The organism is Erythrobacter sp. S158 (genome assembly GCF_057364915.1).
Map to the genome: position 1 here is coordinate 2,400,001 of NZ_CP200279.1, position 17,412 is coordinate 2,417,412.

At 62.0% G+C, this 17,412-nt stretch carries 20 protein-coding genes (1 of these 20 only partly in view); 9 read left to right on the forward strand and 11 right to left on the reverse strand.

Going from position 1 to position 17,412, the window contains the following annotated elements; translation table 11 throughout:
• Window positions 1-625, forward strand: partial view of an aspartyl protease family protein gene (locus AC0V6T_RS11725; protein ID WP_486127078.1) — the 3' portion only. It extends 377 nt beyond the left edge of the window; only the last 625 of its 1,002 coding nucleotides appear in the window; its start codon lies off the left edge, out of view; it ends in the stop codon at window positions 623-625.
• Window positions 626-686: 61 nt separating this feature from the next.
• Window positions 687-2,543, forward strand: coding sequence for an ABCB family ABC transporter ATP-binding protein/permease (locus AC0V6T_RS11730; RefSeq protein WP_486127080.1), 1,857 nt, complete (start codon window positions 687-689; stop codon window positions 2,541-2,543).
• Window positions 2,544-2,566: 23 nt separating this feature from the next.
• Here the strand turns inward: AC0V6T_RS11730 and AC0V6T_RS11735 are convergent, their stop codons facing one another.
• From AC0V6T_RS11735 to AC0V6T_RS11760, 6 genes are all read right to left on the reverse strand, one after another.
• Window positions 2,567-5,422 (reverse strand): M16 family metallopeptidase, encoded by a 2,856-nt coding sequence (locus tag AC0V6T_RS11735; RefSeq protein WP_486127082.1) that lies wholly within the window; start codon window positions 5,420-5,422, stop codon window positions 2,567-2,569.
• Between the two features lie 103 nt (window positions 5,423-5,525).
• Complete coding sequence (locus AC0V6T_RS11740) at window positions 5,526-5,906, reverse strand: ACT domain-containing protein (protein ID WP_486127084.1); 381 nt, start codon at window positions 5,904-5,906, stop codon at window positions 5,526-5,528.
• 138 nt (window positions 5,907-6,044) lie between these two features.
• Window positions 6,045-7,346: an ATP-dependent protease ATPase subunit HslU gene (hslU, locus tag AC0V6T_RS11745; protein ID WP_486127086.1), complete on the reverse strand. Its 1,302-nt coding sequence runs from the start codon at window positions 7,344-7,346 to the stop codon at window positions 6,045-6,047.
• Between the two features lie 54 nt (window positions 7,347-7,400).
• Complete coding sequence (locus AC0V6T_RS11750) at window positions 7,401-8,423, reverse strand: FAD-dependent oxidoreductase (RefSeq protein ID WP_486127088.1); 1,023 nt, start codon at window positions 8,421-8,423, stop codon at window positions 7,401-7,403.
• A gap of 173 nt (window positions 8,424-8,596) precedes the next feature.
• Complete coding sequence (gene hslV, locus AC0V6T_RS11755) at window positions 8,597-9,157, reverse strand: ATP-dependent protease subunit HslV (protein ID WP_007166265.1); 561 nt, start codon at window positions 9,155-9,157, stop codon at window positions 8,597-8,599.
• A 44-nt stretch (window positions 9,158-9,201) separates the two neighbouring features.
• A complete protein-coding gene (locus tag AC0V6T_RS11760) occupies window positions 9,202-9,657 on the reverse strand; it encodes an outer membrane protein assembly factor BamE (protein ID WP_486127090.1) in 456 nt (151 codons plus the stop codon).
• Between the two features lie 277 nt (window positions 9,658-9,934).
• On the opposite strand from AC0V6T_RS11760, the gene AC0V6T_RS11765 reads away from it, so the two are divergent.
• From AC0V6T_RS11765 to AC0V6T_RS11775, 3 genes are all read left to right on the forward strand, one after another.
• Window positions 9,935-10,462 (forward strand): ubiquinol-cytochrome C chaperone family protein, encoded by a 528-nt coding sequence (locus AC0V6T_RS11765; RefSeq protein ID WP_040465154.1) that lies wholly within the window; start codon window positions 9,935-9,937, stop codon window positions 10,460-10,462.
• A complete protein-coding gene (locus AC0V6T_RS11770) occupies window positions 10,459-11,001 on the forward strand; it encodes a DUF177 domain-containing protein (RefSeq protein ID WP_486127092.1) in 543 nt (180 codons plus the stop codon). The genes AC0V6T_RS11765 and AC0V6T_RS11770 overlap by 4 nt, the downstream gene beginning before the upstream one ends.
• 76 nt (window positions 11,002-11,077) lie before the next feature.
• The gene (locus AC0V6T_RS11775) at window positions 11,078-11,962 is read left to right on the forward strand and encodes a TonB family protein (protein WP_486127094.1); all 885 of its coding nucleotides are present in this window, start codon (window positions 11,078-11,080) and stop codon (window positions 11,960-11,962) included.
• A 12-nt stretch (window positions 11,963-11,974) separates the two neighbouring features.
• Here AC0V6T_RS11775 and AC0V6T_RS11780 read toward each other — a convergent pair whose 3' ends face one another.
• The 5 genes from AC0V6T_RS11780 to AC0V6T_RS11800 all read right to left on the reverse strand — a co-directional run bounded on the left by AC0V6T_RS11780 (window position 11,975) and on the right by AC0V6T_RS11800 (window position 14,725).
• On the reverse strand, window positions 11,975-12,175 hold the full coding sequence (locus AC0V6T_RS11780; protein ID WP_007166260.1) for a helix-turn-helix transcriptional regulator: 201 nt from the start codon (window positions 12,173-12,175) through the stop codon (window positions 11,975-11,977).
• Entirely contained in the window at window positions 12,172-12,567 is a 396-nt protein-coding gene (locus AC0V6T_RS11785; RefSeq protein ID WP_486127096.1) for a hypothetical protein, read from the reverse strand. The genes AC0V6T_RS11780 and AC0V6T_RS11785 overlap by 4 nt, the downstream gene beginning before the upstream one ends.
• 148 nt (window positions 12,568-12,715) lie before the next feature.
• Window positions 12,716-13,279 carry a single-stranded DNA-binding protein gene (gene ssb / locus AC0V6T_RS11790; protein WP_486127098.1) on the reverse strand — a complete coding sequence of 188 codons (564 nt, stop codon included), beginning with the start codon at window positions 13,277-13,279 and terminating at the stop codon, window positions 12,716-12,718.
• Window positions 13,280-13,406: 127 nt separating this feature from the next.
• Window positions 13,407-14,087: a COQ9 family protein gene (locus AC0V6T_RS11795; RefSeq protein WP_486127100.1), complete on the reverse strand. Its 681-nt coding sequence runs from the start codon at window positions 14,085-14,087 to the stop codon at window positions 13,407-13,409.
• Between the two features lie 2 nt (window positions 14,088-14,089).
• Entirely contained in the window at window positions 14,090-14,725 is a 636-nt protein-coding gene (locus AC0V6T_RS11800; protein WP_007166256.1) for an ankyrin repeat domain-containing protein, read from the reverse strand.
• Between the two features lie 120 nt (window positions 14,726-14,845).
• On the opposite strand from AC0V6T_RS11800, the gene AC0V6T_RS11805 reads away from it, so the two are divergent.
• The 4 genes from AC0V6T_RS11805 to AC0V6T_RS11820 all read left to right on the forward strand — a co-directional run bounded on the left by AC0V6T_RS11805 (window position 14,846) and on the right by AC0V6T_RS11820 (window position 17,355).
• Window positions 14,846-15,463, forward strand: coding sequence for an SCO family protein (locus AC0V6T_RS11805; RefSeq protein ID WP_486127102.1), 618 nt, complete (start codon window positions 14,846-14,848; stop codon window positions 15,461-15,463).
• 1 nt (window position 15,464) lies between these two features.
• Window positions 15,465-15,956, forward strand: coding sequence for a YcgN family cysteine cluster protein (locus AC0V6T_RS11810; RefSeq protein ID WP_007166254.1), 492 nt, complete (start codon window positions 15,465-15,467; stop codon window positions 15,954-15,956).
• Window positions 15,957-16,679: a M48 family metallopeptidase gene (locus AC0V6T_RS11815; RefSeq protein ID WP_486127104.1), complete on the forward strand. Its 723-nt coding sequence runs from the start codon at window positions 15,957-15,959 to the stop codon at window positions 16,677-16,679.
• Between the two features lie 106 nt (window positions 16,680-16,785).
• Window positions 16,786-17,355, forward strand: coding sequence for a DUF4402 domain-containing protein (locus AC0V6T_RS11820; RefSeq protein ID WP_486127106.1), 570 nt, complete (start codon window positions 16,786-16,788; stop codon window positions 17,353-17,355).
• The last annotated feature ends 57 nt before the right edge of the window (window positions 17,356-17,412 follow it).

Sequence of the window (17,412 nt, forward strand, 5' to 3'; positions counted from 1 at the left end):
CCACACGGTGCGCGACCTGATCTCTCCCGTCCTTGAACGCCAGCATGTCGGTGCCGACGGCATCATCGGGCTCGACAGTTTGCAAGACCTGCGTGTTCTCATCGACTTTCGCGAAGAGACCATTGCGCTTCAGGACGTGACCAATGATCGCGATGCGCGGCGCGGTTTCGAGATCATCGTGCGCGCCCGCGCCGAGCTCGGCCAATTGCTCATCACCGACGCATTGGTCGAAGGCGTGCGCGCGACCGTCATTATCGACACCGGCGCTCAATCGAGCATCGGCAATCTTGCACTGCAGGAGCGTATGCGGGCCAAACGCGCGCAGGACATCACCACCACCGACGTCAATGGCGTCGATATGATCGGCCAGCTTCAGGTGGTGCGCTCGCTCAATATCGAAGGGATGGCGCTGACTAATGTGCCGCTGACCTTTGCCGATGCCCCGGCATTCGAAGCTCTGGGGCTGAAAGACAAGCCGGTGCTTGCGCTCGGAATGGATCATCTCAAGATCTTCGACCGGGTCGCGATCGACTTTGCCAATCAGCGCGTGCTGTTCGATGTGCCGCGCGACGTCGCTCGCGCGATGCGGCGTAACCGGTCACGCGGATATCGCCCGATCTTTTAAGGGTCCGGCCTAAGGGCTTGCCTTGTTATAGTATGCACGCGCGCCCACATGATGGCGCGCAATGCCGCCTGACACAGCCTCTTCCGACCGACCGCAAACGCCGCCCGAAGGCGAAGGCTGGAAGACGCTTCGGCGCTTCCTCCCCTACCTTTGGCCGCGCGAGAACCCCTCGCTTCGCTGGCGCATCGTTATTGCGATGCTGTTCGTGCTCGCCGCCAAGGGCGCGACGCTCGCCCTGCCCTTTGCCTATAAAGGCGCGGTCGATGCCATGGAGCAATCCGGCGCGGGCGATGCGATTGCCGAGAGCGCGCAGGTCGCGATGGCGCTGGTTGCCGCCTATGTCCTTGGTCGCTTCACCTCGCTCCTGTTCGACAACATGCGCAACGTCGCATTCGAACGCGTGGGCCAGATGGCGACGCTCAGCCTCGCCGAAGACGTGTTCCACCGCCTCCACCGGCTGAGCCTTCGCTTCCATCTCAACCGCCGCACGGGCGAGGTCACCAAGATCATCGAGCGCGGAACCAAGAGCATCGACATGATGCTCTATTTCCTGCTGTTCAACATTGCCCCGACCGCCATCGAACTGATCGCGGTGGGCGTCATCTTCTACCTCAATTTCGGGTGGGAGCTGGTCGCCGCGACCGCCTTTACCGTCGTCGCCTATATATATGTGACGAGGCTGATCACCGAATGGCGCACCAAGCTGCGGCGCGAGATGAACGATCTCGATGGCCAGGCGCTTCACCGCGCCGTGGATTCGCTGCTTAACTTCGAGACCGTCAAATATTTCGGCGCCGAGGAGCGAGAGGAGAAGCGTTACTCTGAAGCTGCGCGGGCTTACGCGATGGCTGCGGCCAAGTCGGAAAACTCGCTCGCGCTTTTGAACGTGGTGCAATCGGTCATCACCAACGCACTGATGGCTGGCGCGATGGCCTTCAGCGTGTGGGGATGGAGCCGGGGGCAGCTGACCGTTGGCGATCTCGTTTTCGTGAACACGTATCTGATGCAGCTATTCCGCCCGCTCGACCTGCTCGGATGGGTCTATCGCACGATCCGGCAGGGACTGGTCGACATGGCGGAGATGTTCAAGCTGATGGACACTGCGGTCGAGGTGGAGGACGCGCCCGATGCAAAGCCGCTGGTGGTGAACGAGCCGAGCCTTGCCTTCGAGAATGTAACCTTCGGCTATGAGGCCGAGCGCACAATCATCAAGGGGCTGAGCTTCGAAGTACCGGCGGGCAGCACGCTTGCCATTGTCGGCCCATCGGGCGCGGGCAAGAGCACGATCGGGCGGCTTCTTTTCCGGTTCTACGATCCGAAAGGCGGGCGCATTCTTATCGACGGTCAGGATATCGCCAAGGCCGAGCAGGACACTGTGCGCGCCGCCATCGGGATCGTCCCGCAGGACAGTGTCCTGTTCAACGATACGCTCGCCTACAATATCGCTTACGGCGCGGAAGGCGCGGGTCAGGAAACGGTCGAGGCTGCCGCGCGCGATGCGGCGCTGATGCCGTTGATTGATCGCCTGCCCGAGCGCTTCGAAACCACCGTGGGCGAGCGAGGACTCAAACTGTCAGGCGGTGAGAAACAGCGCGTCGCCATCGCGCGCACGCTGGTGAAGAACCCGCCGATCCTGCTCCTTGACGAAGCGACCAGTGCGCTCGACACGCGCACCGAACAGGAAATTCTCGGCACGCTTCGCCGCCTCGCGCGCGGGCGCACGACCATCGCGATTGCGCATAGGCTATCGACGATTGCAGATGCCGATCGGATCATCGTGCTTGACCAGGGCCAGCTTTGCGAGAGCGGTACGCATGCCGAATTGCTGGCCGCTGGCGGTCTCTATGCCGACATGTGGGCGCAGCAGGCGCAGGAAAAAACGGACACCAAGGCCGAGGAAATCGAGGCCGCGGAATAGACCGCCGCCCCGTTTTTTAGCGTTTAGCCGCCAGCGTTGAGGCGCAGGTCAGCCGTGGTCAGATCAAGCTCGCTCGCCGGGATTACCTCGACATCAGGCCGGATCGCCTTGAGGTCCTCGAGAAATTGCGAAGCATCGCCCACGACAACCACCGTCGCCATTGCCGGATCGACATAGCTGCGCGCCGCCGCGCTCGCGGCATCGGGCGTGACGTCGGCAAGCCGCTGCGAATAGAGCGCGGCTTCCTCGGCGGTGAGGCCCTGTTGCAGGAGCCCTGCAACAATGTTGTTGAACCCGCCGCTTGTCTCGAGCGCGCGCGCATAGCCGCCAGTCATGTAAAGGCGGCGGCGTTCCAGCAGATCATCGCTCAAGGGCTCGTTGCCGAGGCGCGCGAGCTCGTCGAGAAAGATCTGCACCACTTCGTCTGCGGTTTCGTTCTTGGTCTGCGCGCTGGCGCTCAGGATCGCGTCATCCATGCGGTCGCCAAAGCCCGAATAGGCACCGTAGCTGAGCGAACGTTTAGTGCGCACTTCTTCAAACAGCCGCCCGCTTGAGCCACCGCCGAGAACCGAATTTGCAAGTTCAAGCGCCCAATAATCCTCGCCCGTGCGCGAAGGTGCACGCACCGAAGCGCTCACAGCGGCCTGCCCTGCATCGGGCATGTCGATCACGATGGTGCGCACAGGTAGTGCGCTACCTGCGGCTTCTTCGGGGATCGGGCGTGGCAGAAGATCGGTCTGCCAGTCGCCGAACATCGCCTCTGCCATGGCCATCGCGTCTGCCGGCGAGATACCGCCCGAGATCACGATCTTCATGCGGTCCGGGTGGATGAAGCGTTGGCGATAATCGAGCAGGTCGTCGCGGGTGATCGCAGCGAGGCTTTCCGCCGTTCCGCCCGGTTGCGAGCCGTAGGGCGCATCGCCGTACATCGCGACACGGCGCACAAAGCCCGACAGGCTGCCTGGATCCTGAAGCGCGACCTTCAGCCCGTCGATGGCACGGGTGCGTTCGCGTTCAAATTCCTCATCGGGATAGATTGCGCCGCGCACAATGGACGCGGCCAATTCACCCGCTTCGGCGAGATTGGCAGTGGGCGCGGTCAGGAAGAAACTGGTCCCGTCATTGCTCGAACCTCCGCCAAAATTCGCGCCAAGGCTCTCGAAGCGAGCGGCAATCGCGCCCGCGTCCATGCCATTGACTCCCTTGTCAGCGAGCGAGGCTGCCATGTTGGCAACGCCGGCCAGCTCACGCGGGTCGGTTTTTGAACCGCCCGGCACAATCATGGAGATCGTCGCAATCGGCACGTCGCCGGTCTGCACCGCGACCACGGGAATACCGTTTGAAAGCGTTCCTTCGAAGATCTCGGGGCTGGCCACTTCAGGCGTTTCCCCCGGTCCCGGAGGCGCCATGCGCTCGGCTTCCGGCCTTACCTGGCGAATCTCGCCCACCGCTGGCGGAAGCGAGCGGAAGGCGGGCATGGGGGTCGGATTGGCATAAGCGTCGGGATCGTCCTCACCGGCGGTGTAGGTGATGGTCACCCGCTTCATCGGATCGAGATATGTGGTTGCAACGCGCATCACATCTTCGGCGGTGACCTCAACGATTTCGGCAAGGCGCTTGTCAGCAAAATCAGGATCGCCGCTCGAAACGAGCGCTTCGCCCAGTTCGAATGCGCGCCCGCGTGCGGTTTCACGGCGGCTAAGCGTTGAGGAGACGATTTCATTCTTCGCCTCGGCCAGCTCTGCGTCCGTCACCAGCTCGGTGCGCACGCGCTCAAGCTCACCATCGAGCGTCGCGCCTGCTGCTTCCATTTGCGGCGCGCCGCGTACGATGGCGTAGATGCCGATCTGTCCGGCTTCGCGGAACATCTGGATCGACGAGGCGGTCTGGACCGCCTGACCTGTGCGAACCAAAGCCTTGTCGAGCCGGGAATTGTCACCGCGGCCAAGAATTGCGCCGAGCACCTGAAGGGCGGCTGCGTCCTCATGCGTGGTCGGCGGCGCTTTCCAGACCCCGCCTACTACTGGAAGCGGGACATTGGGAGCAGTCGCGTTGACGGTTCGCGGCCCGGTTGCTTCGGGTTCGCGCGTTTCGATCGCGAGGTCGACCGGATTTGCGCGCGGCGGGATATCGGCGAAGTACTGGTCGACCAGCATGCGCAGGTTTTCCATCTCGAAGTTGCCAGCAACGATCAGCGTCGCGGTGTCCGGACCGTAATAGGCCTCGTAAAACGCGCGCGCGTCGTCGAGCGTTGCGTTGTCGAGATCTTCGATCGAACCGATTCCGGGACGCCGGTGCGGCATCACGTCATAGGCGTTCTCGGGAAGGATGAAGCGTTGCAGACGACCATAGGGCGGTGCGAGCACACGCTGGCGCAGTTCTTCTTTCACAACGCCGCGTTCGGTTTCAAACACCTCTTCATCTACGACCACATTCGCCATGCGCTCGCGGTGGGTCCACAGCATCGTTTCGAGGTAAGCGGCGGGCACCTGCTCGAAATAGTTGGTGCGGTCGATCCAGTTCGATGCGTTGCGCGTGCCGCCGATGTCGGCGGTCAGCCCGTAGATCATATTGTATGGCATGTTCTCGGTCTTGCGGCTGAGGATATGCTCGAACAGGTGTGAAAATCCGCTGCGCCCATCGGGGTCGAGCTTTGAGCCGATATCGTACCACAGCGATGTCGTGACCGTGCTAGTCGTGTCGTCCTCGATAGCGATCACGCGCAGCCCATTGTCGAGCGTCCACATCGTGTATTCGATTGCCGGAGCGCTGAGCGTGGGTGCCTCTGCCACGGTTTCGGTGTGAGCCTCTGCGAAAGCAGGCACGGAAGCGGTCAGCGCGCACGCGGCGGCTCCGCCAAGCAGGATGGTACGGATCATGTTCGAATTGCCCCCTGAAGATACATTGCGACCCGTGCTTTAAAGCGCGTGTGCCGCGTGCATTCAACAGGTAGCGCAAATCATCCCTGCAAATAGCTGAGATTCATCGACGCGCGTCGAGACTGAGCTTTTCGAGCAACTGAAGCGCTTTGTGCCTGTGATCCCACGGCACCAAGAGGTGGTCGTGGTTGAGCGCGGCGACGACATTGCAGGCGATCCCCGACATGGCGAGCGTGTTCGAAACAGCAGAGGTGAGGCCGACAGCTTCAAGGTCGGAGTGGATCCGCAGCGTGATCTTCGCAAATTGCGGCGCATCCGCGGGCGCTGCTTCTGCGGGCAGAATCGCGCAGGTGCCTTCGGCTTCGCGGATTACGGCAAAGGCGGTTTGCGGGATCAGCCCATCTTCATCCAGCAGATGAAAGCACCAGGCGCGTGACGACAGCTCCGGATCGAGGCCGGTCAGCATCGCCTTAAGGTCGCTCACGCTCCCTGGTGTCATAGTTTGTCCTCAACTCGCTGGCAGGCGTGCCGAATCAGGCCGCGCGCTCTATGCGGAGCTGATTAGGGCAAATCCCTGATAGCGCCTTGTATCGGGACGTCATTTTCGTCCCGAACGCGGTGATCAGAGGATGTATTTCGACAGATCGGCATCGCCCGCGAGATCACCCAGCCGTTCGCGCACATAGGCAGCGTCGATCGTAATCGTTTCGCCTTCATGCTCTTCGGCTTCGAAGCTAATCTCTTCGAGCAGCTTTTCCATCACCGTCTGCAACCTGCGGGCGCCGATATTCTCGACGCTTTCGTTGACCTGCGCAGCGATGGTCGCAACCTCGTCGATCGCTTCTTTCCTGATGTCGAGCTCGACCTTCTCGGTGCCGATCAGGGCGCGGTACTGCTCGACCAAATTGGCGCGGGTCTCGCTTAGGATGCGCACGAAGTCTTCCTGCGTCAGTGCACGCAGATTCACGCGGATCGGCAGGCGGCCCTGAAGTTCGGGCAGCATGTCCGAAGGCTTCGCGACATGGAACGCACCGCTTGCGATGAAGAGGATGTGGTCGGTCTTCATCGGACCATACTTGGTCGCAACGGTCGTGCCTTCGATCAGCGGCAGCAAATCGCGCTGCACGCCTTCACGGCTGACCGATCCGCCCCGCACGTCGCTGACGGCGATCTTGTCAATCTCGTCGAGGAAGACGATCCCGTTGGTCTCGGCATTGCGCAGCGCGGTTTGCGCGACATCGTCATCGTCGAGACGCTTGTCGGCTTCTTCATCGACCAGCTTGTCCCATGCATCGGGCACGCGCAGCTTGCGCTTCTTGGTCGGCTTCTTGCCGAACGCCTTGCCCATCATGTCCGACAGGTCGATCATCTGCATGTTGCCGCCCATATTGCCCATGTCGAACGGCGTGTTCGATGCCTCGACCACGTCGATCTCGACTTCGACATCGTTCATGGCGTTCTGGGTGATACGCTGGCGGAAGCTTTCGCGGGTCGCTTCGGACGCATTGTCGCCGACTAGCGCGGTAAGCAGACGCTCCATCGCGGCTTCGGAGGCGGCCTCGCGCACGCTGTCACGGCGGCGTTCTTTTTCCAGCCGGATCGCTTCCTCGACAAGGTCTCGCGCGATCTGTTCAACGTCGCGCCCGACATAGCCGACCTCGGTGAACTTGGTCGCCTCGACCTTCACGAAGGGAGCCTCGGCGAGCTTCGCAAGACGGCGGCTGATCTCGGTCTTACCGCAGCCGGTCGGGCCGATCATGAGGATATTCTTGGGCGTCACTTCATCGCGAAGATCCGGGCCAAGCCGCTGGCGGCGCCAGCGATTGCGCAAGGCGACCGCGACCGCGCGCTTGGCGTCCTTTTGTCCGATGATGTGTTCGTCGAGAGCGGCCACGATGGCCTTGGGAGTAAGATTGTCTGTCATTGCCGCGCGATTTGGGGGCGCATGGGCCCGCGTGCAAGGGGGCGGCGAACCCGATCAGGTCGTACAGGCGAAGGCGCTGCTCAATTCGCGGTGCGTCGCAAGGATGCGGGCGATGTCGTCGGGATGTGGCGTCGGATCAGTCTCGCCACGCTCGAACGTGCCCCCGAGGATCACGCCATCAGGACGCGGGAACATGTAGCCTGCGCGCATCCGGTAGGCATAATTGAGCTCTGGCTGCGGCAACAGGATCGCCAGCTGGCCGCGTGCGCCGACCATCTCCTCATCGCCGAAGAGGTCACGCGCGCCAAAGCCCGTGCAGTTGATGATAAGGGTTTCGGGCAGCTCGGCGAGATCGGCAGGTGTCTCGAAACGGCGGCGGATCATGCGCGCGCCCGCGATGCTGACTTCGCGCATCAGGTGCTCCAGCCAGCGTCCGGTCTCGACATACATGCCGCGCCATTCGCGTACCGTCTCGACGGGAAAGGGATGCTCGCCCTCGCCCAGCATCCGCGCGGCTGGCATCATGCGCGCCTCGATCTCCGGCAAGCCGCGACCGCGCGTTTCGTCATAGGTGGTGAGCCAGCGCACGCCGGTGTCCTCGCCGACGCTGATCTGGAAGCGGCGATAGCTGTAATCCATCGCGGCGGCGAACTGCGCCATCCAAGCATCGTCAACCGCGCTGCCGCGGAAGAGGCTCGCCGGATGGATTTGCCCGCCCGCAACATTGGAGGTCGTGTTAGGCGGAAAGTCGGCGGCGTAGATCGTGACCTTGAAGCCTGCCTCCTGCACCAGCTTGGCAGCCGTGAGCCCAAGCGCACCCGAGCCGATCACCGCGACCGGACCCGAATGCCCCGCAAGTCCCGCCCTCGCCGCAAGCATGGATGAGCCCCAACTGAGCGTGATTCCCGCACCGCCATGACCGTAATTGTGCACCAGCCTCTTGGTGGCCAGCGCTTCTTCGCGCACGACGAAACCGGCGTCTCGATAGGGACGTATGCCAGCGACCGTCCTGATGACGCGGCCTTCCTCGGCAAGCACTGCGGGAAGGCAAAATGCCGATGGAGGCGCGCTCGCCATTGCCAAAGGTTCGCGCGCGCAGGCTCCCAATGACAGGGCTCCGCCTGCCACAGCAGCGCCGGACAAAAGCCGGCGACGATCGATTGTCTGATGAAGAATTATGCTGCCCCTGCTCGCAATTCGAATGCGTGAGGTTGCTGGCAGCAATGGGGCTTTAGCCCAAGCGCGGTTCGTTAGACCGTTTCCACTGTCAGATTACCGTTGGTGAAGACGCAAATTTCGGCGGCAACGGCCATGGCCTTGCGCGCTATCTGTTCGGCGTCCTCTTCGTAATCGGAAAGCGCACGTGCGGCGGCGAGCGCGTAATTGCCGCCTGATCCGATCGCCGCGATCCCGCCTTCGGGTTCAAGCACATCGCCATTGCCGGTGAGCACCAGCAGGCTTTCCTCGTCCGCGACGATCATCAACGCTTCGAGATTGCGCAAATACTTGTCAGTGCGCCAGTCCTTGGCGAGCTCGACCGAGGCGCGCATCAACTGCCCGGAATATTGCTCAAGCTTGCGTTCAAGGCGTTCAAACAGGGTGAAAGCATCGGCAGTCGCACCGGCAAAACCGGCCACGACCTTTTCGCCTTCACCAATGCGGCGAACCTTGCGCGCATTGGGCTTCATCACGGTGTTGCCCATGGAGACCTGACCATCGCCCGCCACGACGGTCTTGCCGCCGCGCTTTACGCCGATGATGGTGGTGCCGTGCCACTGAATAAGGCCGTGGTCGCCGTTATTTTCGCTCATCGCGGCAGATATGGGCGCTGTGCGAAAAGCGTCAAGCGCAAGGCTTACGGACCGCCCGGGCCACCGCCCGGTGCGCCAACGCCGCCAACCTGGCCGATATTGCCGAACAGGTCTTCGAGGAAGCCGCGCTCGCGGCCAAGCGTGGGCGTTTTGTCGCCATCGGGCGAGAGGTAGACGACCTCGTCGATACCGCTGCGCTCGATCGTTGCGACATTGCCTTCTTCATCGAAGCGGATTGCCATCACCGAGTGGTCGCGAATGCGCGGGCGCACGAAGGGGCGACGGCCGGTGATGCTGGAAATGTAATACCAGGTGTTCTCGCCATACTGGCTTTCGAAGGTCGGACGGCCCAACATACCTTCGACCGAGCGACGGTTGTCGATGCCCGGCTGAACCGAGTTCACGAGCACGGCATCGTTCACGAAACCACGCGATTCGCGGATGGAGGAACACGCACCGAGTGCCAGCACCGCGCAGCCCAGTGCTGCAATCTTGAACATGCGGCCATTTGCCGAAGGTGCTTTCAACATCGTTGTCGTTAAATCCCGTCTTCTAACCGTCTCTTGCCGCGCACGCAGCGCGACCTATATCTCGTGGCAACGCCTTACGGCCTGTCGCGAAGCGTTGCAACGCTCTGGGCCAGCAAGCACACAGACATGCACGTATGTGGGCTGGCGTTAGCGCGAATGGTGCGCTGACAAGGGGCGGGTGAATTGCCGCTGAATGCGATAGGTCGGTGCGAAACCCATTGGGCAAGCGTTTCGTAATGAGGATATGATGTCTTTTCTTTCAAAGCTGCTGGGCACGGGCCCTGACCCTCGTGAAACAGTCCGCCCGCTGTGGCACCGCGTCGTCGAATTGGCGCGCGAACCTTCATATTATGCCGACTGCGATGTTGCCGATACGGTCGGCGGGCGCTTCGATCTGATCACCGCGATCCTGTGCGTCGTCATGGTCCGCGTCGAGGCGAGCGAGATGCGCAGCGAGAGCGCGCTTCTGGCTGAATTGTTCGTCGAGGACATGGACGGCCAGTTGCGCGAATTTGGCGTAAACGATGTCGTCGTGGGCAAGCGTGTGGGCAAGCTGATGAGCGTGCTCGGCGGCAGGCTCGGTGCATACCGCAGCGCGCTGACCGAGAAGGATCGCGAAAAGCTGGTCGCTGCCGTCTCGCGTAACGTGACGTTCCGCGAAGGGGCAGACGAACAGGCGAGCGCCGAGAAGGTCGCAGACAAACTGCTCGCGCTTTCCGAAAGGCTTGCGACCTTCGATGACAAGACGATCCTGAAGGCAAGCGGCATCTGGTGATAGACGTGGCAACTTCCGAACTTCAGCGCCTCGTAAAGGTCAAAAGCCTTCCAGCCGAGCCGGTGGTGGTCGAGGCCGATGCGAGTGAGCGCGCAGCGCTTGCAAGCCGCTTTGGTCTGCCGGGCATCGATTCCCTTCGCGCCGAAATATCGCTCGAACAGCGAGCCAGTGCGATCCGCGCGACCGGGCGGTTGAGCGCTGCGATCCGGCAGACCTGCGCAATTTCGGGCGAGGACTTTCCTGCGACCATCGACGAGAGCATCGACCTGCGCTTTGTCGAGGAAAGCGCCTTTGATCCAGCCGAGGACGAAGACGGCGAGATAGAGGTCGAACTCGAAGCCGACGATTGCGATGAAATCGACTATTCAGGCGATGCATTCGACCTCGGCGAAGCGATCGCGCAAACGCTGGGCCTTGCAATCGATCCCTATGCCGAAGGGCCCGCTGCCGACGAAATGCGAAAGAAAGCCGGGATCGTGGCCGAAGGCGAGCAGGAAGGTCCGCTGGCCGCTGCGCTTGCGGCGCTCAAGAAGGATTGAAGAGCATAGGTGCTTGATCCCCTTGCCTAGAATCGGCAGTCTGCATTCGTCGCAGAAAACCGAGGGGGTCACCTTCATGTCCAGTTTCCGTACCATTCGGATCGCCGCGCTTGCCAGCGCGTGCGCCGCAATCTCCGTGCCCGCGCTAGCGTCCGAGCCGATCTCGCTCGAACGCTCGTCGCAGTGGAATGTCGACTTCGCGCCCGACAAATGTCGGCTTGCCGCGATGTTCGGGCCGGAAGATGATCGCCATTACCTCTTCTTCGAGCAGCACTATCCCAACGCCCAGGCCGGGCTGACGGTCGCCGGCCCCGCGCTCAAGCGCTTCCGCAGCCGTGGGCGCACCTCGCTCAAGTTCTACGAGGGCCAGGAAGATCTTCGCACCGAGCCTTTCACCGGTGAGCTCGACACGATCGGCAATGCGGTGATCTATTCCAACGTCCATGTCGAAAACGGCACCGCTCCGTTCGAACAGGAAATCACCGGGCTTGCGCGGCTCGATGCGGATCTCGGTGACAAGGTCGAATTCGTCTCAGTGCGCCAGCGAGGGCGCGAAGTCCGGTTCGAAACCGGTCCGCTTGGTGAGGCGTTCAAGGTTCTCAATTCCTGCACGCAGGACATGGTGCGCGAATGGGGTCTCGACGTCGACCAGCACCTCGCCGCTGCAAGCATGCCCAAGTGGCTGAACGAAGAACGCGTCGCAGGCCGTATCGCCAGCAAATATCCGACCAGCGCCCTGATGCGCGGCGAGCAGGCGATCCTGCGCATGCGTGTGATCGTCGGCGAAGACGGCCGCGTCGAGCGCTGCCAGATCGATGCAGCGACGACGACCGAAAAGCTCGATTCGCCAGCATGCGCCGAAATGCAGGAAGCCGAGTTCCAGCCCGCAATGGACGCCAGCGGACAGCCGTTCCGCTCCTACTACGCGACCTCAATCATCTACCAGATGGCGCGGCGCTAACGCTCAGCGGGTTCAGTCGCGCCAGGGGTTGAAGAACAGCTCTTCAACCGGGACATCGAAGAAAGCAGCCAGGCGATAGGCCATCGGCAGCGATGGGTCGTACTTGTCGGCCTCAATCGCGATGATCGTCTGGCGCGACACTTCGAGCGTATTGGCGAGGTCGGCCTGATTGAGGCCGCGCCCTTTTCGCAGGTCACGCAGGCAATTCTTCATTCCGCGATGCCCCTGCCGTGGAACTTCCAGGCCAGAAAGACCACCGCCATTCCGGCAAACTGGGCGAGGAAGAGATAGATTGCGCCAAGGCTGATGTCGCTGTGACGGCCGGTCAGCACGACCAGCGTGACGAGCATCGCGAGCGCTCCGGTATTTCCACCCCACCACCAACTCACAAGCTGGCCCTGTTTTTGCACATCATCGGTCTTACGCCACCAGGCAACGCTTGCCGCCATGACCAGCCCGACCACCACGAGCAGAGCGGGCAGGACAAGCGCCGGATTCTCCACGCCGCCTGATGCAGGCACGGTCTTGCCGATAATCACTCCGGCAATCAGAGCTGACCCGAATGAAACGGCAGCCAACAGCCAGAACTTGGTGCGATATGTCATCCTTGAACACTCCACTTCGACCCTAGGAATGTTCAGATGTTTTTACATTTGGAGGAAAATGTCAAACTGTTTTGACATTTCACAACGAGAAGGGGCTCCGCAATCGCCTGCGGAGCCCTCTATGTCTCTTGCCTGAAGTGAGCGCGACCTAGAACGGAATGTCGTCATCGAGATCGTCATAGCCGCCCGAGCCGCCACCTGAGCCACCGCCCGAACCGCCGTTTCCGCCGCCTGAGCCGCCGCCGCCCTGGTTCCAGCCGCCGCCGCCTTGGCCGCCGCGATCGCCATAGCCGGCACCGCCGCCTCCGCCGTCATAGCCGCCGCCCGAGCGACCGCCACCGCCGCCGCCGCCGCCTTCGCCGCGTCCATCGAGCATGGTGAGCGTACCGTTATAGCCGCGCAGCACGACCTCGGTCGAATAGCGATCCTGACCGTTCTGGTCCTGCCACTTGCGGGTCTGGAGTTGGCCTTCGACGAAGACCTTGCTGCCCTTCTTCAGGTAGTTCTCGCACACATTCACCAGACCTTCGGAGAAGATCGCGACCGTGTGCCATTCGGTGCGTTCCTGGCGTTCGCCGGTGTTGCGGTCTTTCCAGTTTTCACTGGTGGCGATGCGCAGGTTTGCCACCCGCCCGCCGTTTTGGAAGCTGCGGATTTCGGGGTCTGCCCCGAGATTTCCGATCAGCATTACCTTGTTGAGCGAACCCGCCATTTATCTTTCCTTCCCGTAATCTGTCTCAAGCAGCGCATGCGGCCGCGATTCTCGCCAAGGGTAATAGGACACGCTTTCGCTCAGCGCGAGGCGACCTCGCGCTTTTCCACCTCCAATATGGTGGATACTACCTAGATGGGTAACGCAGCCGCCCGAGGAAGCGCGTGAGGCTCGGCAGTTCGATGTCGCGATTGAGGAACTGCGCCTTGGCCTTCTCGAATTTCATCACGCCGTCGATGCGGCGATCGAGAAATTCATAGGTCTTTTCCTTGCCCTCGCTATCGTCATTGACGAACACGGCAAGCGTTGCGGAGTAGATCCCGGCAAGGATCGCGCGCTTTGTATAATGGTTGTAATCGGTAGCCGTGTCCCCGGCGAGACGCCACATGATATCCGCCGATCGCCACCCAAGCTGAAGCGAGCGCGGCGCGTTTTGCGGCATTGCCATGATCGCCATCGCACGTCGCACGGCCTCGTCGATATGCTCGACCGCTTCGAGCCGGAAGGCAACCAGCGTTCGGATGCGTTCGCGGATCTTGAGTTCGGCAAGACGCTCCTCGGGCCAAGCCTCTTCCATCGCGATGTCGACCGAGGTGATCCACGCCTCGATCATGTCCATCGCCTGCGAAGCGCCGCTCGGAAAAGCGAGCTTGGCGATGTCCACGTCCGCCCCGGCCATTTCCGCCGCCGCGACCAGCGCCGTTTCGTTCCACCCGTCGAAAATCGCCGATGCGGCAATATCGGGAGCGAGCGCGATGCGCAGCTCGTCGAGGGTCATGTCAGCGAAGTCGGGGGCGGTTTGGTTCATAGTCAGAATGAGGGTCCGTATTGCTCGGTCTGGGGTTTTTCGGCTCGCGCTTCGTCAGCGGCTTCGAATTCGCGCTGCATCAGCGTGTTGCCGGTCATCAGCGCGAGATAGTCGCGTGCCGAACGGCCCGAATTGTCGTTGCGATCCGGGTCAGCGCCTTCAGCGAGCAGACGGCGCACCATGCCAACGTCGCGCTGGTGTACGGCTGAAATCAGAGGTGTTTCGCCCTGACTGTCAGCGACGTTGACCTGCGCGCCCTTCTTCAGAAGCTCCTCGGCCCCTTCGATAAAGCCGAGGCGGGTCGCCATCTGGAGGGGGGTAAGGCCGTCATTGTTGCGAATGTTCGGGTTCGCGCCGCGTTGAAGCAGGAACTTGACCCACAACGTATCGCGCCGCGCCACCACAACGTGCAGGCCGGTATCGCCGGTTGTGATGTCGCGGGTGTTTACCACCTGCGTTCCGGGCTCGTTGAGCATGTCGGTTGCGGTATCGCCATCGCGTTCCTTGACCGCTTCGAGGAACTGGTAGCCTTCGGAATAAAGCTGCGCTGAAGCAGGCTGAACAGCGACAAGAGCAAGCAGGCTTGCACCAAGCGCACTGGCAATTCCTGCCTTAAGACCTAATTTGCGCAAAACCATGAACCCCACGCTTTGAACCTTTCGCGTTACCTGTCAGATATTATGCCAGTGAGAGACCGCAAGAGGTTCCCCCAACTCCCGGGCACATTTAGCCCATCGCCCCAAGGCAATTAGCAGACCATGAACACCCTCGCAAAGTCCCCCAGTTTCGCTTTCGCTGCATCTGTTGTTGCGCCGCTCGCGCTTGTTCTGTCGGCGTGCAGCAGCGAGCCTGCCGCGCCGGTCGAGCCGCCACTTTACGGCGCGACCATCGGCGGCGAATTCGACCTTCAGAACACCAGCGGCGAGGCGGTGAAATGGGCCGACTTCAATGGCCAGTACCGGATTGTCTATTTCGGATACGCCTATTGCCCCGATATTTGCCCGACCGACGTGCAGCGCACGGTTCAAGGCCTCAACCAGTTCACCGATGACAATCCTGAACTGGGTGAGCAGGTCCAGCCGATCTTCATCTCGGTCGACCCTGACCGCGACACGCCCGAAGTGGTCGAGGAATTCACCAACGCCTTTTCCGAGCGCTTGATCGGCCTCACCGGTTCGCCTGATCAGATTGCAGACGCAGCGAAGACTTTCGGCGTCTATTACACCAAGCTCGATAGCCCCTCGCCCGACACATACCTGATGGACCACTCGCGCACCGTGCTCTTGTTCGGTCCGCAGGGTGAGCCGCTCGCGCTGCTTCCGGCCGATCTTGGCGCGGATGCGGTTGCCGAGGAGCTCGGCAAATGGGTAACCTGATATGAGCGAGCCCACTTTGCGTGACGCTTTCTGGGAGCTGCCGCTCGATCAGCTCACGCGCGCTGAGTGGGAGGCCCTGTGCGATGGGTGCGGGCGCTGCTGCCTGCACAAGATCGAGGACGCCGACACCGGCGAGATCGAGGACACCAACGTCGCATGCAAGCTGCTCGATTGCAGCACCGCGCAGTGCAGCGATTATCGCAACCGCAAAGCCTTCGTACCCGATTGCCTGCGCCTGACGCTTTCGATCGTCGAAGACGTGCCGTGGCTTCCCACCACCTGCGCCTATCGCCGCCGCGCGGCTGGACGCAAATTGCCCGACTGGCACTACCTCATCAGCGGCGAGCGAGAGGCTGTTGTTCGCGCAGGCGTATCGGTTGCAGGACGCGTCATCAGCGAAGATGATGCAGGGCCGCTGGAGCATCACATCGTCGAATGGGGCCCGCCCAAGCAGACGGTGACGGTGGGCTTTGCTGCAACGGAGGAGGATTGAGTGATCGACTGGCTCAAACGCGCTCCGATCGATCCCGAGATCGAACTTGGCGGTGAGACAGTTCCAATCATCCTTCGCCGCCACGCCACGGCCAAACGCCTGACCCTGCGGCTCGCGCCTGATGGCAGCGAGGTGCGCATCACCCTGCCGCGCTGGGCGCGTTCGGCAGAGGCGATTGCGTTTGCTCACACGCGGCGCGATTGGCTTGCTGAACAGCACGCCCGCGTGCCACGGCGCGAGACGCCGGGACCGGGTGGCATGCTGCTCTATCGCGGGGAGCCCAAAGCCATCGCGTGGCAAGAAACCGCAGCGCGGCGCCCGGTGCTTGATGAAAGCACGGTGCGCCTTGGCGGTCCGAAGGCGGGTCTGGAAGGCAGGCTGCGGCGCTGGCTCGAACGCGAGGCGCTGGCGCTGTTCGAGGTCGACATGCACGACTACACCGCCGCCGCCGCACTTGAACCTGTTCCGACAGCCCTCTCGCGCGCGCAGAAACGCTGGGGTAGCTGTTCGGACAAATCGCGCATCCGCATCAACTGGCGGTTGGTGCAGGCGCCCGACTTCGTTCGCCGCTCGGTTGTCGCTCACGAAGTCGCGCATCTGGTCCATTTCGACCACAGCCCCGCCTTCCATGCGCTGCTGGGTGACATCTACGAAGGCAAGATCAGCGACGCGGACCGCTGGCTCAAGCAGAACGGGCGCAGCCTTTACGCCGCCTTCGGCTAACTCTCTGTATTTGCGTTAAGGTTTTGCACTCTCGGCCTAGGCGCAGTCGCATAGGCTTTCGTTAACCCTGCTCGGTTAAATTGCAGTCATGTTTAGGGCATTCGCCTTGACCCTTGCGGCGGCCAGCCTTGCCGTCCCGGCGCTCATCGGAGCGGATGCACCCGTGCGCGCGCAAGGCAATTGCCAGAACTGCGACCTGCCTCCTGGCTGCCGCGGAAATGGCAACCAGCGTCCGCCTCCGGGTAACGGGAACGGCAACCGCAACCGCAATTGCCAGCGCATCACGATCACCATCGAAAGCGACATCGACTTTGGCCGCGTCGTCCTGCTCGGCAGCGGTGAGGCGCGGGTGCTCCTCGACCTCGAAAGCGGGCGCAAGACTGTCATCGGCGACGTCGACGATCTGGGCGGAATGCCGATCACGGGCCGCGCGATGATCCAGGGCGCGCCGTTCGAGGAAGTCGTCATCAGTATCCCGAACGAGATCGGCATGCGCGACCCCAATGGCGGGACGGCGCGCGTGCGCGAATTCGTCACCGACCTCGACGGCTTTCCAAGGCTCGATTCCGATGGGCAGCTGGAGTTTCGTTTTTCCGGCACCCTCGTGATCGAGGCGGAGACCGACGCCAGCGGCAACCTGCGCGGACGCGTTCCGATCACGGTCGAGTATCCGTAAGCCACCCCACCCGCCGGTCGCACACCTCTGGCGCTAAGCGCGCAGCTTCCCTATATT

What these genes read in the sequence shown, in the direction of transcription:
- AC0V6T_RS11730 (WP_486127080.1), top strand. Translation starts at nt 687, where the DNA reads ATGCCGCCTGACACAGCCTCTTCCGACCGACCGCAAACGCCGCCCGAA.
- AC0V6T_RS11735 (WP_486127082.1), bottom strand. Translation starts at nt 5,422, where the DNA reads ATGATCCGTACCATCCTGCTTGGCGGAGCCGCCGCGTGCGCGCTGACC.
- hslU (WP_486127086.1), bottom strand. Translation starts at nt 7,346, where the DNA reads ATGACAGACAATCTTACTCCCAAGGCCATCGTGGCCGCTCTCGACGAA.
- AC0V6T_RS11750 (WP_486127088.1), bottom strand. Translation starts at nt 8,423, where the DNA reads ATGGCGAGCGCGCCTCCATCGGCATTTTGCCTTCCCGCAGTGCTTGCC.
- hslV (WP_007166265.1), bottom strand. Translation starts at nt 9,157, where the DNA reads ATGAGCGAAAATAACGGCGACCACGGCCTTATTCAGTGGCACGGCACC.
- AC0V6T_RS11760 (WP_486127090.1), bottom strand. Translation starts at nt 9,657, where the DNA reads ATGTTCAAGATTGCAGCACTGGGCTGCGCGGTGCTGGCACTCGGTGCG.
- AC0V6T_RS11765 (WP_040465154.1), top strand. Translation starts at nt 9,935, where the DNA reads ATGTCTTTTCTTTCAAAGCTGCTGGGCACGGGCCCTGACCCTCGTGAA.
- AC0V6T_RS11775 (WP_486127094.1), top strand. Translation starts at nt 11,078, where the DNA reads ATGTCCAGTTTCCGTACCATTCGGATCGCCGCGCTTGCCAGCGCGTGC.
- AC0V6T_RS11780 (WP_007166260.1), bottom strand. Translation starts at nt 12,175, where the DNA reads ATGAAGAATTGCCTGCGTGACCTGCGAAAAGGGCGCGGCCTCAATCAG.
- AC0V6T_RS11785 (WP_486127096.1), bottom strand. Translation starts at nt 12,567, where the DNA reads ATGACATATCGCACCAAGTTCTGGCTGTTGGCTGCCGTTTCATTCGGG.
- ssb (WP_486127098.1), bottom strand. Translation starts at nt 13,279, where the DNA reads ATGGCGGGTTCGCTCAACAAGGTAATGCTGATCGGAAATCTCGGGGCA.
- AC0V6T_RS11795 (WP_486127100.1), bottom strand. Translation starts at nt 14,087, where the DNA reads ATGAACCAAACCGCCCCCGACTTCGCTGACATGACCCTCGACGAGCTG.
- AC0V6T_RS11800 (WP_007166256.1), bottom strand. Translation starts at nt 14,725, where the DNA reads ATGGTTTTGCGCAAATTAGGTCTTAAGGCAGGAATTGCCAGTGCGCTT.
- AC0V6T_RS11805 (WP_486127102.1), top strand. Translation starts at nt 14,846, where the DNA reads ATGAACACCCTCGCAAAGTCCCCCAGTTTCGCTTTCGCTGCATCTGTT.
- AC0V6T_RS11810 (WP_007166254.1), top strand. Translation starts at nt 15,465, where the DNA reads ATGAGCGAGCCCACTTTGCGTGACGCTTTCTGGGAGCTGCCGCTCGAT.